Source organism: Stenotrophomonas sp. STEN029, assembly GCF_056760015.1.
In genome coordinates, this window is the sequence record NZ_JBRREC010000008.1 from 18192 (window position 1) to 35105 (window position 16914).

Here is a 16914-nt window from a genome sequence, read left to right on the forward strand (position 1 = left end):
GAACAGGGAATGAAAGTGCGTGATCGCAGGGCGAGGGTGTACTCCGTCAGCGCCATGGCGCGATCACCGTTTCGATTGAGGCCAGCCGCCATTCCCCATTCTCGATTCACCATTCCCGGCGCTTGAGCCATGTCCTCCCTGGTCACCGCCAGCTGCGAAGCACTCAGTGAAGGTGGCGCGCTTGCGCGCCAGCTCGATGCCTTCGTGCCGCGGCCCGCGCAGCTGCGTTTGACTGGCGCCATCGCCGAGACCTTCCAGCAGCGCGATGTGCTGCTGGCCGAAGCCGGTACCGGAACCGGCAAGACCTACGCCTACCTGGTACCGGCCTTGCTGTCCGGTTTGAAGACCATCGTCTCCACCGGCACCCGCGCGCTGCAGGACCAGCTTTACCACCGTGATCTGCCGCGCGTGCGCGCCGCATTGGGTGTCGGTCATCGATCTGCGCTGCTGAAGGGCCGCGCGAATTACCTATGTCGCTATCGCTTGGATCAGGCACGCGGCGAGCCGCGCTTCACCTCGACCGAGCAGGTGGCGCAGTTCCAGCGCATCCTCACCTGGTCCGGCCGCACCCAGTACGGCGACATGGCCGAGCTGGACGGGCTGGCCGATGATTCGCCCTTGCTGCCGATGGTCACCTCGACCGTGGATAACTGCCTGGGCACCGATTGCCCGTTCTGGGGCGACTGCTTCGTGGTGCAGGCGCGGCAGCGGGCGCAGGAAGCGGATCTGGTGGTGGTCAATCACCACCTGCTGCTGGCCGATCTGGCGCTCAAGCAGGAGGGCTTCGGCGAGATCCTGCCCGGCGCGCAGGCCTTCGTCATCGACGAGGCACACCAGCTGCCGGAGCTTGCCGCGAACTTCTTCGGTGAAGGCTTCGGCATGCGTCCGTGGCAGGAACTGGCGCGCGACTGCATGGCCGAATGCCGCAGCGTCGCTGGCGCGCAGGCCACTCTGCAACAACCCGTGGCGACGCTTGAGCTGGCCCTGCGCGAACTGCGCGAGGCGATGGAGAAACTGCCGCAGCGCGGCACCCGCTGGCGCGCCCTGGCAGTGCCTGCGGTGGCCGAGGGTTTTGATGCGGTTGCTGCGGCGATGGCGCAGCTGCGCGATGCATTGAATTTTGTGCGCGAAGCCTCGCCGGGCCTGGATGCCTGTCATGCACGTGCGCTGGAAGGCGTGTCACGGCTGTCGCGCTGGTTGGATGACGGCGACAGTGGCGCGGTTGATGCGTGGGATATCGATGAGGTTGCAGTCGCGCCGGAAGATAGTGCCGCACCAGCCGCCAGCGATTCGCTGTTCCCCGTCGATGATGGCAACGATGTGCTGTGGTACGAGCTGACCCCGCGCGGCTTCCGCTGCCAGCGCACGCCGATGGATGTGTCCGGCCCGTTGCGCGAGCACCGTCTGCGCTCGATGGCGGCCTGGGTGTTCACTTCGGCCACGCTGACCGTGGATGGCGGCTTTGAACACCTGTCCAAACGCCTGGGCCTGGATGACCCGGATACCCTGGTCCAGCCCAGTCCTTTTGATTGGCAGCAGCAGGCCCTGTGCTATCTGCCACAGCAGCTGCCCGATCCGGCTGCGCGAGGTTACGGTGCGGCCTTGATCGCCACCTTGCGGCCGGTGCTGGAAGCGTCGCAGGGCAGGGCATTCCTGTTGTTTGCCTCGCACCGCGCGCTGCGTGAGGCCGCCGATGCGCTGCGCGACGGCCCTTGGCCGCTGTTCGTGCAGGGTGAGGCGCCACGCGCTAGCCTGCTGCAGCGCTTTCGTGAGTCGGGCAATGGTGTGCTGCTGGGCGCGGCCAGCTTCCGTGAAGGCGTGGATGTGGTTGGCGATGCGCTGAGCGTGGTGGTGATCGACAAGCTGCCGTTTGCTGCCCCTGATGACCCGGTATTCGAAGCGCGGCTGGATGCGATCCGCCGCCAGGGCGGCAATCCGTTCCGCGATGAGCAACTGCCGCAGGCGGTGATCGCGCTCAAGCAGGGCGTTGGCCGGTTGATCCGCAGCGAGACCGACCGCGGCGTGCTGGTGCTGTGTGACCCGCGCCTGCTGTCACGCGGCTACGGGCGGATCTTCCTGGACTCACTGCCGCCCTTCCGCCGCACCCGCGCATTGGCCGATGTGCAGGCCTTCTTTGCGCGACAATGGGCGCCGGAGGCAGATTCTGCCAGCGCGACGGCCCCGGCCGACGCTGGCTCCGAAGCGCCGCCGTTCTCCCTTTCCTGATGTGATGCCATGAAGCTGCTTGCCTTTGAAACCGCCACCGAAGCCTGTTCCGTCGCCCTGTATGTGGATGGGCAGGTATTGGAGCGGTTTGAAGTCGCTCCGCGTCGGCACGCCGAGCTGAGCCTGCCGTGGGCCGAGCAGTTGCTGGCCGAAGCCGGTGTCGCCCGCAGCCAGCTGGACGCCATCGCGCTGAGCCGTGGACCGGGTGCTTTCACCGGTGTGCGCTTGGCTATTGCGATCGCGCAGGGCATTGCCTTGGCACTGGACCGGCCCTTGCTGCCGGTATCTACCCTGCAGGCCTTGGCACTGCGCGCACCGGCCGATGCGCCGCGGGTGCTGGCCTGCATCGATGCGCGCATGGGCGAGCTTTACGCAGCGTGTTATCTGCGCGATGCCGATGGCGAACTGCAGTTGCAGGAGCGTGAGTTGCTGGTCGCGCCGGATGCCGTGCAGTTGCCGGCCGATGACAGCAGCTGGGCCGGTGTTGGTACTGGCTTTGCGGCGGGCGAGGGCGTGTTGAGTGCGCGCCTGCAGCCGCGGCTGGGGAGTGTGGATGCGCAGGCATTGCCCGGTGCCGCCGACGTGCTGAAGATTGCCGTGCCGGCGATGCTGCGCGGCGAAGCCATCGCCCCGGAGCTGGTGCAGCCGGCCTACCTGCGCGACAACGTCGCGCTGACCCTGATCGAACAGCAGGCCTTGCGCGATTCCAAGCGTTGAATCTTGATGGGTTTTGTAGGAGCGGCGTAAGCCGCGAAGCCGGTGTTGTCTGAACTACCGGCCTGATTGCGATCTGGGAATGTACGAGCTTCGCGGCTTACGCCGCTCCTACGAAATTCCGGTTCAGTGATCGTCGTGCAACTGCCCGCCGGGCAGGAACATCCAGGTGCGGGTGACCTGCAGGATGTCGATGTCGTCCTTGGTCTCGGGCAATGCCGGGAACGGCTGCGCCTGCTCGATCACGCGCAGGGCGGTGGCATCCAGCAGGGGCACGCCGCTGCTGCGCAGCACGCGGCTGCTCTCCACGCTGCCGTCGCGGCGCACGCCGACGGTGATCACCACCTGGCCGGCAAGCCGGCGCTGGCGCGCTTCGTCGGGATAGTTCAGGTTGCCGACGCGCTCGGCGCGGTCGACCCAGGCGCGCAGGTAGTTGGCATAGGCGTATTCGCGGGTGCTGGCCGAGACGAACTTGCGGTTGGGGCGCTTGGCGTACTGCTCCGAGCGCAGATGCACTTCGGCCGCCAGTCGCGCCATTGCTGCATCGCGTTGTTCGCGTGCACTCATCGGCGCGTTGGCATCGGGGCGATCGGGCAGCGGCTGGGTCTGCACGGTCGCTACCGGGTCCTTGCCCTGGGTGCTGGTGATGATGCGCGCCTGTGGTGGCGGTGGCGCGGCCGCGCTTTGTGCCTGCAGCGGTACCGGCGCCAGCCCGTCCTGCAACTGCGGCACGATGCCGGCCTGGGAATCGCGAGGACGCTGGGCCTTGTCATGGTCGCCGCCGCCCTGCTGGTTGGCCTGGGCGAGGAAGTCGGCCTGCTTGGGCGTGAGCGGCGTGCTGGTCTGGCTGAAGATCACATCCAGCGTCGGTACCAGCGGTGCGTTGTCGCTCACTGCAAAGCCGACACCGAGGATCAGCAAGCCATGCACCAGCGTGGACAGCACCAAGGTGGCGGTCAGGCGTTGCTGCTCGCTGACCCGCGGTGCCGCGGGCAGGACGTCAGGCTGGGAATACATCAGGCCAGGCCAGCCTCGATCGCATCAAACAACTGGCCAGCGATGTTCAGGCCGAACTGTGCATCCAGCTCGCGCACGCAGGTGGGGCTGGTGACGTTGACTTCGGTCAGGTAGTCGCCAATCACATCCAGTCCCACAAAACGCATGCCGCGGCGTTTCATTTTCGGGCCAACCTGGGCAGCAATCCAGCGGTCGCGTTCGCTCAGTGGGCGGCCTTCGCCACGGCCGCCAGCGGCCAGGTTGCCGCGGAATTCGTCGCCCTGTGGGATGCGCGCCAGGCAGTAGTCCACCGGTACACCATCGATCAGCAGGATGCGCTTGTCGCCAGCACTGATGTCGGGGATGAAGCGCTGCGCCAGGGCCAGGTGCTGGCCGCCATCGGTCAGCGTCTCCAGGATCACGTTGAGATTGGGGTCGCCGGTGCCGCTGCGGAAAATCGAGCGCCCGCCCATGCCATCCAGCGGCTTGAGCACGGCCTGGCCGTGTTCAAGCACGAAGGCCTTGAGTTCGCGCGCGTTGCGGCTGACCAAGGTCGGCGGGCAACACTGCGGGAACAGCAGTGCGGCCAGCTTCTCGTTGAAGTCACGCAGCCCCTGCGGGTCGTTGACCACGGTGGCGCCGGCCTGCTGGGCGACGCTGAGGATGTGGGTGTCGTACAGGTACTCGCCATCGAATGGCGGGTCCTTGCGCATCAGCACGATCTGCCCCGGGCCGAATGCCAGCGGGGCGAACTCGCCCAGGCTGAACCAGCCGGCCTTGTCGTCGCGCACCTGCAGCGGGGCAACCTCGGCCTGGGCCTGGCCGCCGTGCAGGGACAGTCCGCCGGGGCGCACGTAGTGCAGCCGATGCCCGCGGCGCTGGGCTTCCAGCAGCATGGCAAAGGTGGTGTCCTTGGCGATCTTGATGTCGGCGATGGGGTCCATCACCACGATGACGTCTAAAGGCATGACTTGAATCCAGCAGATCTGGTCGACGATGTTAGCTGTTCAGGGCGGGGCCGCACAGCGCGGAAAGCGGAACGCTGAGGCTGAATGGTGCTGCGCTTTTATTGAGATGCAGGTCACATTACATTGGGGATCGGCCAAGTCCTGCGGACATCGCTTGACAGTTCGCGGCTGGGCTGGGATATAGATGCGCTTTCGCGGCAATATCGCACTTGGTATCGGTCGCGCGTTCGGGGAACAAAAATGGTTGAAAACATGGCTGCGGGTGGGGAACTCGCAGGGCTGAAGGTGATGGTCATCGATGATTCGAAGACCATCAGGCGCACGGCTGAAACACTGCTCAAACGTGAAGGTTGCGAGGTCGTTACCGCTACTGACGGTTTCGAAGCGTTGGCCAAGATCGCTGACCAGCAACCACAGATCATCTTCGTCGACATCATGATGCCGCGGCTGGATGGCTATCAGACCTGTGCGCTGATCAAGGGCAACCAGCTGTTCAAGTCGACGCCGGTGATCATGCTGTCATCCAAGGATGGCCTGTTCGACAAAGCCCGTGGCCGCATCGTCGGTTCCGAGCAATACCTCACCAAGCCATTTACCCGCGACGAACTACTAGGTGCCATCCGCACATACGTCAACGCCTGACCAGGGGGTAAGGCACAATGGCTCGAATTCTTTTGATCGAGGACTCACCGACCGACAGGGCGGTGTTTACACAGTGGTTGCTCAAGGCTGGGCACGAGGTGTTGTCGGCTGACAATGCCGAGGACGGCCTGCAGATTGCCCGTGAGCAGGCTCCGCAGCTGGTGCTGATGGACGTGGTGTTGCCGGGGATGAGCGGTTTCCAGGCGACCCGCGCGCTGTCGCGTGACGAGTCCACGCGTGCCATCCCGGTGCTGATCGTCAGCACCAAGGGCATGGAAACCGACAAGGCCTGGGGCATGCGTCAAGGCGCCAGTGATTACATCGTCAAGCCGCCGCGCGAGGATGATCTGATCGCGCGGATCAACAAACTGGTGGGTTGATGCGTTCTCCATTCGACATCCTTGAAGCCTACGAACGCCGCAGTCTGGCGCACGCGGTACAGCTGCCCGAGCGCAGCTTTTCGCAGGATGTCTGGCGTGGCGTGGGGTACCGCGTCGGCAGCCGGCATCTGGTCTCGGACTTCCGCGAAGTCGTGGAAATCGTGCCGATGCCGCCGGTCACGCCGGTTCCCGGCGCCCAGCCCTGGTTGCTGGGCGTGGGCAACCTGCGCGGCAACCTGTTCCCGGTGGTGGACCTGAAGAACTTCCTGGAAGGTGAGCGTACGCCGCCACAGGAAGGCCAGCGCGTGTTGATCATGCGCCAGAGCGGCGGCGACGTGGCGCTGGTGATCGACGAGTTGTATGGCCAGCGCAGCTTCGAGGCACCGATGCAGGTGCCGGCCGGTGACATCGCCCAAGGCCGTTACGCGCACTTCGTCGAACGTGCCTTCCACGATGAAGGCCGTGACTGGGGTGTGTTTTCGCTGTCGCTGCTTTCCCGCACTCCTGAATTCCGGCAAGCAGCCGCCTGACGGCACGCTTGCCTCTTCGTATTGAGACCGAGGTCGAACGATGAGTACTGCTCCTGAAGCCGCCAAGGCTGGCAAGCTTGGCAATGTAAGCACCAACTTCTGGTTGGGCTTGTTGGTGCTCTCGATGGTCGTGTTCGGTGCCAACACCGGCGTGGCTACCTGGCAGGGCAGTCGTCTGGCCGGCGCCAGTACCGGCGCCGCGGATCTGCAGGTGCTTTCACAGCAGCTGGCCAACCAGGGCCGTGAAGCCGTGGCCGGTAGCCGCGAAAGCTACGCAGCGTTCAAGGACACGCGCAGCAAGGTGGAAAGTACGGTCAGCGAGTTGCAGGGCCGTTACGGCAATGAGACTGGCGTGTCCGGCCCGCTGAGCGCGCTGGTCGATACCTGGAAGCCGCTGTCCAAGAACGCCGAGCAGATCGTCGCCTCCGAGCCGGCCGTGCTGGCCCTGGCCGGTAACGCCGATGCCTTCGTTGGCGCGGTGCCGCAGCTGCAGGCGCAGTTGAACGAAGTGGTGCGCGCAATGACTGCCGGTGGCGCCCAGTCCTCGCAGGTCTACAACGGCCTGCAGCAGGTGGTGGTGGTGGGCACCATGGCCCGTCGCGTCACTGAAATCCGCGCCGGTGGTGCTGGCGCAAGCGGCGCTGGCGACGCGCTGGCACGCGATATGGTGGTGTTCACCCAGGTGCTGGAAGGCCTGCGCAACGGCAATGAGGAAATGGGCATTTCCGCCGTGCGCAATGCCAATGCACAGGTTGCGCTGGAACAATCGGCCAACCAGTGGGCAAAGATGAAGAAGGATGCCGACGCCATTCTGGCCAGCTCGCGCAACCTGTTTGCTGCACAGTCCTCGGCGGCCGCACTGGCGACCGGCTCGGACAAGATGCTGGAGAGCAGCCGCAAGCTGTTCGATGCGTTCTCGGCGTTCGGTTCGGCCCGTGACACCCGCATCTTCCCGAACTTCTGGTGGAGCGTGATCTTCGGCGGCCTGTCGGTGCTGTCGATCATCGGCTTCGTCTGGAGCACCGTGCGTACCCGTTCGCGCGAGCAGGACGTGCGTTACCAGACCCAGGTGGAATTCAACAGCCGCAACCAGCAGGCGATTATGCGTCTGCTGGACGAAATCAGCTCGCTCGGTGAAGGTGACCTGACGGTAAAGGCCTCGGTGACCGAGGACATGACCGGAGCCATCGCCGACGCTATCAACTACGCCGTGGACGAACTGCGCCACCTGGTGACCACGATCAACGACATCTCCTCGAAGGTGGCGGTGTCGGCACAGGAAACCCAGGCAACGGCAATGCAGCTGGCCGAAGCTGCAGGCCACCAGGCCGACGAGATCACCAGCGCCTCGGACCGTATCGGCGAAATCGCCACCTCCATTGAGCAGGTGTCGCGCAACTCCACCGAGTCGGCTGAAGTGGCACAGCGCTCGGTGGTCATCGCGACCGAAGGTGCCGGCGTGGTGCGCCAGACCATTCAGGGCATGGACCAGATCCGCGACCAGATCCAGGAAACCTCCAAGCGCATCAAGCGCCTGGGTGAGTCCTCGCAGGAAATCGGCTCGATCGTGGAACTGATCAACGACATTTCCGAGCAGACCAACATCCTGGCATTGAACGCCGCCGTGCAGGCAGCCTCGGCCGGTGAAGCCGGTCGCGGTTTCGCCGTGGTGGCCGACGAAGTGCAGCGCCTGGCAGAACGTACCTCCGGCGCAACCCGTCGAATCGAAGGTCTGGTGCAGGCGATTCAGGCCGATACCAACGAAGCGGTTACCTCGATGGAACAGACCACCGCCGAAGTGGTGTCCGGTGCGCGCCTGGCCGAAGACGCCGGTACCGCACTGACCGAAATCGAACGCGTGTCCAACGCACTCAACAACTTGATTAAAAGCATCTCCATCGCCGCCAACCAGCAGGCCTCGGCAGCTACCGATATCACCCAGACGATGGGCGTTATCCGGCAGATTACCGGCCAGACCTCGCAGGGTGCCGGGCAGACCGCCGACTCGCTGGGTCAGTTGAACCAGTTGGCGGCAGAGCTGCGCCGTTCGGTGGCCGACTTCAAGTTGCCGGCCTGAACGGACTGATCGGGCGGGGATGCAGAGGAATCAGCAGATGAAGTTTCGTCACAACGCAACGCAGGGCCGCCCGGACGGCATGCAATTGATGCTGCACGGGGGAGTGCGATGAGTACCTTGCGCGATGCGATGAGCCACGCAGCTCTTGGGTGGGTAAAGCCCGAGTTGGACGAGACCCTGCGCCAGGTGCGCAACGAGGTCGAAGCGTTCGTGGAAGACCCCAGCGATTCCAGTCGCATGCGTTTCTGCGCCGGTTACCTGCACCAGGTGCAGGGCACGCTGCGGATGGTGGAGCTGTATGCACCGGCGATGGTTGCCGAGGAGCTGGAACTGCTGGCCAATGCGGTGCGTGACGGTGGCGTCGCCGACCGCGATGAGGCCTGCGCCACGCTGATGCGCGGCACCGTGCTGCTGCCCGACTACCTGGAGCGCCTGCAGAACGGCCACCGTGATATCCCGATCGTGCTGCTGCCGTTGCTCAATGACATCCGCGCGGCACGCGGCGCTGAAGGCATCAATGAAAGCGTGCTGTTCGCCTTCAATCCCGATGCCAGCGACGCCAGCCCGGACGAGCTTGAGCACGCCCGTGGCAGCGTGAGCGGGCGTAACCGCGAACTGCTCGATACCGTCGGCAGTGCGGTCAAGGAAGAGCTGATGCGCATCAAGGATGCGCTCGATCTGCATATGCGCATGGATGGCAATCCGGCCGACCTGCAGGTACAGGTCAATGAGCTGGGCGCCGTCTCGGATACCCTGGGCGTGATGGGCCTGGGCGTTGCCCGTGGCATCGTTGCCCAGCAGCGCGATTCGCTGCACGAAGTCGTCAGCGGCAGTCGTCAGATCGATGACAACCTGTTGCTGGATATCGCTGGCGCGCTGCTCTATGTGGACGCCTCGCTGGACGAGCAGGTTGCCCATCTGGGCGCCAACGTCGCGGGTGAAGATGATGCGGGTTCGGTGGAGACACGCCGTACTGTGGAAGTGCTGGCGCATGAAGCCATCGCCAATTTCACCGCTGCGCGCGAATCCTTTGTCGCCTTCATCGAGACCAATTGGGATCATGCCCGCCTGGCCGAAGTGCCACGTCTGCTGGGCGAGGTCTCCGGCGCACTGCGCATGCTGGAAATGCCGGCGCCGGCCGATTACCTGCAGGCCGTGCGCCAGTACATCGATGTCGAACTGATCGCACGCCAGCGTATCCCGAGCGGCCGCCAGCTCGACACCCTGGCCGACGCGATGGCCAGCCTGGAGTACTTCCTTGAAGCCCTGCGCGATCGCCGCCCGGGCCGCGAGGAAATCCTCGATATCACCCGCACCAGTCTGGAAACCCTGCGCTACTGGCCGATTCCGTCGCAGCAGGCCGTGGCCGACAGTGCTGTTGTCGAGACGGCGGTTGCCGACGTCAGCAGTGCAGCCGGTGCGGACAGCGCAGGCAACGCCGTGGCCGATTCGGCAGCTGCGGATGTGGCCGAAGCACCGGCTGAAATTGTCGAAACGGCGGGCGAAGCCTCGCCGGTTGTCGAACAGGCAGCGATCATCGCTGCAGCGGCCGTGCCGCCGCCGTTGCCGCCACTGGAAGTGAAAGAAAAGCCGCAGGCTGCTGTCGCCGATTACCCGTTGGTGTTTGGCGCGGCGATCAACGCCGTGGCGACCCCAGTCGCACCGGTCCAGGTTGTGGACGTGCCTGCGGTGTCTGCGTCGCAGGCAGCAGACGGCGCAGCCGGAAGTTTTGCATTCGATCCAGTGGCGGCCGAGACGCCGGAAGCCGCTGCGAGCAGTTTCAGCCTGGCGCCGATGGTTCTTGAGGGCCAGGAGCCAGCGGATTCGAACGGCGCGGAAGCACCGGCGTCGTTTGCCGCGAGTTTCGATCCGGTCGCCGCGGAGGACGCGACGTCCACCGTCGCCAGCGACAGCTATCACTTCGACGCCTCGCTGTTGACGCTGGACGGTACCGATACAGCAGCAGCGCAGGTGTCCGAGCCTGCCAGCACCGGCGCGCTTGATGCCGAGCTGGCCAACCTTGAGTTTGCCGACACCGATGTGTTCTTCAGCCCGGAGCTGGAAGCCGTCAACCCGGTGATCGATGACACAACGAACGCGCCGGTATCGCTGACCAACGACTGGGAGCTGGCCGCCACGCCGGTTGAACAGGCATCCGCCCCGATCGAACCGGCATCCATGCCGGCGGAAGCCGTGTCCAAGCTGGATATGGAAACCGCTGCGTTCATGGCGCAGCTTGATGCAGCTGCCGAGGCCTTCGATCCGTTCGCGCTGCCTGAGTCGCTGCAGCCTGAGCCGGTTACGGCGGAAGTTGCCGATAGTGCTGCCAGTGCTGCCGCGGCGACGCGTGCTTCGGCGCCGGCGCAGCAGCTTGATGGCGGCTTCATCGATGGCGGCGATGTAATCGATCAGGACATCCGTGACGTCTTCATCGAGGAATTCGACGAAGAACTTGAGAACCTTGGCAATCTGCTGCCCGCATGGCGCGCGGCACCCGCCAACATGGAGCGTCTGCGCCCGGTACGGCGCGTATTCCATACCTTGAAGGGCAGCGGGCGCCTGGTGGGTGCACGCACCCTGGGCGAGTTCAGCTGGAAGATCGAGAGCATGCTCAACCGTGTGCTCGACGGCAGCCGTCCCGCCAGCCCCGCCGTCATGGCTGCGGTGACCCAGGCCTATGACGTATTGCCGGAACTGAATGCCGCGCTGCGCGGCGTTGGCAACATCCAGTCCGATCTATTGGGCATACAGGATGTGGCTGACCGCGTTGCCGCGGGCGAAGAAGCGTTCTACGTGACCGGTGCCACCGCTGTTGCAGCGGCTGCGCCGGCTGAGCAGGTGGCGCCGGAAATCGCGATCGTCGCGCCGGCGGAAAGCGACGTTGCAGCAGCCATCGAAATCGACGATGCGGAAGGTACCCCAGCGTCGGTGGATGAGGTGCTGCGCGAGATTCTCGAAGCCGAGATCGGCGCGCATCTGGTCACGGTCAATGCCTGGCTGGCTGGCTCGGCTGCACAGCCGCAGCCGGTGTCCGAAGACCTGTTGCGCGCCGTGCACACCATGAGCGGTGCATTCGCGATGACCGATGTGCCGGTGATCACCCAGATCACCAGCCCGGCGGAAACCTTCGTCAAGCGTTCGCTCGCGGCTGCGGTGACGCCGACAGCTGCGGGCGTGGATGCGCTGGCGCAGATGGCGGTGGCCGTACAGACCACGATCACGGCGCTGCGTGCGTCGTCACCACGCATCCCGGCGTTCCCGGGCGTGGCTGAGCGTCTGCAGGCGCTGGTTGATGCCCTGCCGGAAGGCAAGTGGCCACCGATGCAGGCCGAAGACGACGTCGTCGCAGACGATATCGCTGCTGTGCCGTCGACCGGTTCGCTGGACAGCGACGTTGGTTCCGAGCCGGTTGGTACGGAAGACCTGTCCGCGTACTTCGATGCCGGCTTGCTGGATGAGACGCCTGGCAGCGAAGCATCGCAGGACGTCCCTGCGCCGCTGGCCGCAGCCGAACCGGAGTTCCTGCAGGCTGGTGCCGACGTTGCCGAGCACGATGCACACGAGACAGCTGACGGTGCTGATGCGGTTGATGTGGAGCCGCAGCCGCAGCCGGTCGACGCCGCCGTTGCAAGCGGGTCGGAAGCCGTGGTTGCCGTTGATGAAGTGAGCGGGCAGATCGACATCGCCGGATCGGCTGAAGTCGTCGAGCCGGTTGCCCCGCAGCAAGCCGTCGAAGCTGAAGACCACTATGACGCGGTGCGGGCGTCCACCTGGGGTGCTGCACACGACGCTGAGGAGACAGCAGAAGCAACGGATCCGCAGCTTGCCGTTGAAGCTGGCGAGGTCGAATCCGAATCGGCTGTCGGCACTGAAGTTGATCTGGCATCTGCAGTCGAAGCAGTCGACACGCAGGTCGAAGATGGTCAGCAGAACGCGTCGGTCGCGCTGGAAGCGTCCAGCCATCCGGATGACCGTGACAGCGTGGTCGCACGCGCCCTGGCCATCGCCACCGCTGCAACTGCAGCTGGTGTTGGCGCAGCACAGCTTGGCTCGGTCGAAGCCGAAGCCGAAGCATCAAGCCCGGCTGGGCAGGCTGCAGAAAGCGAGCCGGCGGTAGCAGACGCAGAAGAGATTGAGACGGCCGTGGCCGAAGAGCAGGCTGATGCTGCCGCGGAACTCGACGAAGTCACCGATGACAGCGACGTGCCTTCGTCGATCGCGGCCGCCCAGACCGACGTTGTTGCTCCGATTGGCGAGGAGCCGGTTGTGGATGCAGCGTTGGAGCTGGAAGCTGTAGAAGCCGAAGCCGAAGCCGAAGCCGAAGCCGAAGCCGAAGCCGAAGCCGAAACTGAAACTGAAACTGAAACTGAAACTGAAACAGCAGTAGAAGCTGAGATCGAAGCTGAGAGAGCTGTCGACGAAGCTGCGTTGATCGAAGACATCGCTTCGAACGAAGAAGATGCGTCGGTCGAGGACGCGCTGGCAATCGAAGAGGCCGAGCAGCTTGAAGAAGCCGCTCAGCTTGACGATGTGGCTGTGAGCGAGGTTGTCGAGCCGGTTGGCGTCGAAACCATTGCCGTCGCCAAGACCGTGCTGGCACCGCTGACCGCAGCGTTGCCGGAACAGGCTGAGGTACCAGTCGCTGCGGCCGTGGCGCACGAACTGGACGCTGGGCCGCTGAATTTCGCCGACCTGGATCGCGAGCTGGTCGATATCTTTGTCGAGGAAGGCAAGGACCTGCTCGACCATTGCGATGGTCTGGTCAACGACATGCGCGCCGCGCCGGAAGACCGCGAGGCGCTGGCGGGTCTGCAGCGTGACCTGCACACCCTCAAGGGTGGTGCACGCATGGCCGGCATCAATGCCATCGGCGACCTTGGCCATGCCATCGAATCGCTGCTGGAGGCGGTTGCCGCCAACCGCACCGAGATCACCCGCGCCGACGTGCAGCTGCTGGAGCGCGGTTTCGACCGTCTGCACCAGTTGTTGATCCGCACCGGTGAGCATCGCGCAGTGGTCATGCCGACCGATCTGATCGAGGCCTTCGAAGCGCGTACCGATGGGCGCGCCGAAGCCGCGCAGGCACCGGTGGAAGCAGCTGTCAGCACGTTCGAACCGGCACCGGCAAATGCTGCTGCCGACGTGCTGCCGAAGCCGCTGGCGGCGATCGAGCCGCTGTCCGCACCGCTGCGCGAAGAACAGGCGAGCAACGAGGAAGAAGGCGCGCCGCGCGGCCAGGAACAGGTGCGCGTGCGCGCCGACCTGCTCGACAGCCTGGTCAACCACGCCGGCGAAGTGGCGATCTACCGCTCGCGCCTGGAGCAGCAGCTGGGCGCGTTCCGTGGCGCCATGGCCGAGCTGGACCGTACCAACGCACGTCTGCGCGACCAGCTGCGTCGTCTGGACCTGGAAACCGAAGCGCAGATCGTGGCGCGTTACCGCCGCGAGCATGAGCAGGCCGACCAGACCTTCGATCCGCTGGAACTGGACCGCTTCTCCACCCTGCAGCAGCTCAGCCGTGCGCTGAACGAATCGGCGGCCGACTTGGGCGGTCTGCAAGGTGTGCTGGACGATCTGTCGCGCAACTACGACACCTTGCTGCAGCAGCAGTCGCGTGTCAGCTCGGAGCTGCAGGATGGCCTGATGCGCGCGCGCATGGTGCCGTTCGATGGTCTGGTGCCGCGCCTGCGTCGCGTGGTGCGCCAGGCCGCGCAGGAAACCGACAAGCAGGTGCACCTGAAGCTGGAAGGCACCCACGGCGAACTCGATCGCAATGTGCTGGACCGCATGGTCGCGCCGCTGGAGCACATGCTGCGCAACTCGGTTGCGCACGGCCTGGAACAGCCGGCCGCACGTGCTGCCGCAGGCAAGCCGGAAGAAGGCGAAATCGCCCTGCGTCTGCGCCGCGAAGGTTCGGAAATCGTGCTGGAAGTGGGCGATGACGGTGCCGGTCTCGACCGCGAGGCGATCCGCCGCCGCGCCGAGCAGCGTGGGCTGTTGGGCAGCGACGAGCAGATCGACGATACGCAGCTGGACCAGATGATCTTTGCGTCCGGCTTCAGCACCAGCGAACAGGTCAGCCAGCTGGCTGGCCGCGGTGTGGGCATGGACGTGGTGCGCAACGAAGTGCGCCAGCTTGGCGGCTCGGTGGACATCCACTCGGTGCGTGGCCAGGGCGCGACCTTCACCCTGCGCCTGCCGCAGACCCTGGCAGTCACCCAGGCGGTGTTTGTCCGCATCGGCGAAACCACCTACGCGGTGCCGGTGGCATCGGTCAGCGGTATCGGCCGTATCTCCCGCGAGCGTTTCGAGTCCGGGCAGGGCGGTTACCACTACAACGGCGAAGATTTCAGCCTGTACAACCTTGGCACCCTGGTGGGCCAGGTTGCTGCCAAGGCCGAAGGCCAGGCCGAGATCCCGCTGCTGCTGGTGCGCTCCGGCGACCTGCGCGCAGCGGTTGCGATCGACCAGGTGCTGGGCAACCGCGAAGTCGTGGTCAAGCCGGTGGGCCTGCAGATCGCGTCGGTGCCGGGCATCTACGGCGCCACGATCACCGGCGAAGGCAACGTGGTGGTGATCCTGGACGTGGCACCGCTGGTGCGTCGTCACCTCACCCAGCCGCAGCAGTTGGTCGAGCACACCGAAACCAGCAACCAGCGCCATGTGCCGCTGGTGATGGTGGTCGACGATTCGCTGACCATGCGCAAGGTCACCGGCCGCGTGCTGGAACGTCACAACCTGGATGTAGCGGTGGCCCGCGACGGCGTGGAAGCGCTGGAGCAGCTGGAAGAGCGCATCCCGGACCTGATGCTGCTGGATATCGAAATGCCGCGCATGGACGGCTACGAGCTGGCCACCGCGATGCGTGCCGATCCGCGCTACAAGAACATCCCGATCGTGATGATCACCTCGCGCAGTGGCGACAAGCATCGCCAGCGCGCATTCGAGATCGGCGTGCAGCGCTATCTCGGCAAGCCGTACCAGGAGCTGGATTTGATGCGCAATGTCTATGACCTGCTGGGGATCGCCCGTGCACGCGACTGACGACACTGCCAAGCCGGTTGCATTGCTGGCCCGTGCCGGTGCCGCCCGTGATCGCCTGCGCGAGGCGTTGGTCGCCGCTGGCGGCCGCATCGTGCTGGAAGAAGACCCCAACCAGCTGGAGCCGGCGACGCTGACCTCGGCTGCGCCACAGGTCGTGCTGGTGGCCCTGGAGCCGGCAGTCGAGGATGCGCTGGAGCGGCTGGAGTCGGTGCTGGAGACGCCCGAGCTTTCCTTGTTGTTCGAGGAAGCCGAGCTGGCCGCGCGTCGCGAAGGCTGGGAAGCACAGCGTTGGATCCGCCATCTGGCCGCCAAGCTGCAGGGCCACGACAACGTGCTGCCACCGGGTCTGGAGAACGAAGACGCCGAGCCGGCCATCACCCTGGAACCCGGCTTGCCGCCACGCCCGGAAGACGGGCATGTGGATGCACCGTTGCAGTTCCATCTGGACGAGGCACAGGTGCAGGCCTATGACCTGCCTGCCGATGAGATCTACGTCGCTCCGGTCAGCGCGCTTGAACCGCGCCCGGAAGTGCTGTCATTCGAGGAACTGATCGGCGGGAACGCGCAACCTGCGCAGCCATCGTCGCCGAGCCTGCCACCGCCGCTGCCGCCGGAGCCGGTTGTCGCGCCGGTTGAAGCTGAGAGCAGGAAGGCACCGATTGCTGACTTCAGCAGCTGGTCGCTGGTGGAGGACGACGGCTACGAGACGGCGCCTGCTGCAACCACCAACACCCCGGAGCCGCCTCCGGCCCTGGCCAGCCTGCTCAACAGCGAGTTGTCCCTGGTTGAGATCGACGCCGGCCCTACCGAAGGCAATGGTGCGGTGCTGCTGATCGCCGGTATTGGTGGCCCGGATGCGGTGCGCCGCGTGCTGGCCAGCCTGCCGGAAGACTTCGCGCGGCCGGTGCTGGTGCAGCTGCGCCTGGATGGCGGTCGTTATGCCAACCTGGTCAAGCAGATGGCGCGGGCCACACCGTTGCCGGTGACCTTGGCCGATCCGGGCCAGAACCTGGTCCCGGGCGATGTCTATATTCTTCCCGACGTGATCGGCGTGGAGTCGAGTGCCGAGGGCCTGCGCTTCTGCGCGGAAGCCAACGACCTGCTCGGCGCTTTGCAGCCGGACCGCAGCGCGGTGCTGATGCTCAGTGGCGCCGACGTGGCGATGGTCGCCCCGGTGCTGGAGTTTGCCGGCAAGGGTGGCTGGGTGGCGGGGCAGATCGGCGAGGGGTGCTATGACCCGGCCGCTGCCAGCCAACTGGCTGTCGCTGGCTTGAGCGCCGGTGATCCGGAATACCTCGCCGCCGAATTGGCTGTGCATTGCGCGGCCTGACCGCAGC

Annotated in this window: 10 protein-coding genes; 8 read left to right on the forward strand and 2 right to left on the reverse strand. The window is 65.3% G+C overall.

Annotated features, from left to right (window positions below):
* The first annotated feature begins 129 nt into the window (after positions 1 to 129).
* Entirely contained in the window at positions 130 to 2226 is a 2097-nt protein-coding gene (gene yoaA, locus ACVOLI_RS03145) for a DNA repair helicase YoaA (RefSeq protein WP_481533491.1), read from the forward strand.
* A 9-nt stretch (positions 2227 to 2235) separates the two neighbouring features.
* Positions 2236 to 2943 (forward strand): tRNA (adenosine(37)-N6)-threonylcarbamoyltransferase complex dimerization subunit type 1 TsaB, encoded by a 708-nt coding sequence (gene tsaB / locus ACVOLI_RS03150; RefSeq protein WP_481533492.1) that lies wholly within the window; start codon positions 2236 to 2238, stop codon positions 2941 to 2943.
* A gap of 123 nt (positions 2944 to 3066) precedes the next feature.
* Here the strand turns inward: tsaB and ACVOLI_RS03155 are convergent, their stop codons facing one another.
* Both ACVOLI_RS03155 and gshB read right to left on the reverse strand, forming a co-directional pair.
* A complete protein-coding gene (locus ACVOLI_RS03155; RefSeq protein ID WP_481533493.1) occupies positions 3067 to 3957 on the reverse strand; it encodes an energy transducer TonB in 891 nt (296 codons plus the stop codon).
* Positions 3957 to 4904 carry a glutathione synthase gene (gshB, locus tag ACVOLI_RS03160; RefSeq protein WP_481533494.1) on the reverse strand — a complete coding sequence of 316 codons (948 nt, stop codon included), beginning with the start codon at positions 4902 to 4904 and terminating at the stop codon, positions 3957 to 3959. The genes ACVOLI_RS03155 and gshB overlap by 1 nt, the downstream gene beginning before the upstream one ends.
* A gap of 240 nt (positions 4905 to 5144) precedes the next feature.
* Between gshB and pilG the strand changes: the two genes are divergently transcribed.
* The 6 genes from pilG to ACVOLI_RS03190 all read left to right on the forward strand — a co-directional run bounded on the left by pilG (position 5145) and on the right by ACVOLI_RS03190 (position 16907).
* Positions 5145 to 5546: a twitching motility response regulator PilG gene (pilG, locus tag ACVOLI_RS03165; RefSeq protein ID WP_057628851.1), complete on the forward strand. Its 402-nt coding sequence runs from the start codon at positions 5145 to 5147 to the stop codon at positions 5544 to 5546.
* Positions 5547 to 5563: 17 nt separating this feature from the next.
* Positions 5564 to 5926, forward strand: coding sequence for a response regulator (locus ACVOLI_RS03170; protein WP_282271119.1), 363 nt, complete (start codon positions 5564 to 5566; stop codon positions 5924 to 5926).
* Positions 5926 to 6456 (forward strand): chemotaxis protein CheW, encoded by a 531-nt coding sequence (locus ACVOLI_RS03175; protein WP_282271121.1) that lies wholly within the window; start codon positions 5926 to 5928, stop codon positions 6454 to 6456. The genes ACVOLI_RS03170 and ACVOLI_RS03175 overlap by 1 nt, the downstream gene beginning before the upstream one ends.
* 40 nt (positions 6457 to 6496) lie before the next feature.
* Positions 6497 to 8533 (forward strand): methyl-accepting chemotaxis protein, encoded by a 2037-nt coding sequence (locus ACVOLI_RS03180; RefSeq protein WP_282271122.1) that lies wholly within the window; start codon positions 6497 to 6499, stop codon positions 8531 to 8533.
* A gap of 108 nt (positions 8534 to 8641) precedes the next feature.
* Complete coding sequence (locus ACVOLI_RS03185; protein ID WP_481533495.1) at positions 8642 to 15577, forward strand: hybrid sensor histidine kinase/response regulator; 6936 nt, start codon at positions 8642 to 8644, stop codon at positions 15575 to 15577.
* Complete coding sequence (locus ACVOLI_RS03190; protein ID WP_481533496.1) at positions 15564 to 16907, forward strand: chemotaxis protein CheB; 1344 nt, start codon at positions 15564 to 15566, stop codon at positions 16905 to 16907. The genes ACVOLI_RS03185 and ACVOLI_RS03190 overlap by 14 nt, the downstream gene beginning before the upstream one ends.
* Positions 16908 to 16914 lie beyond the last annotated feature (7 nt).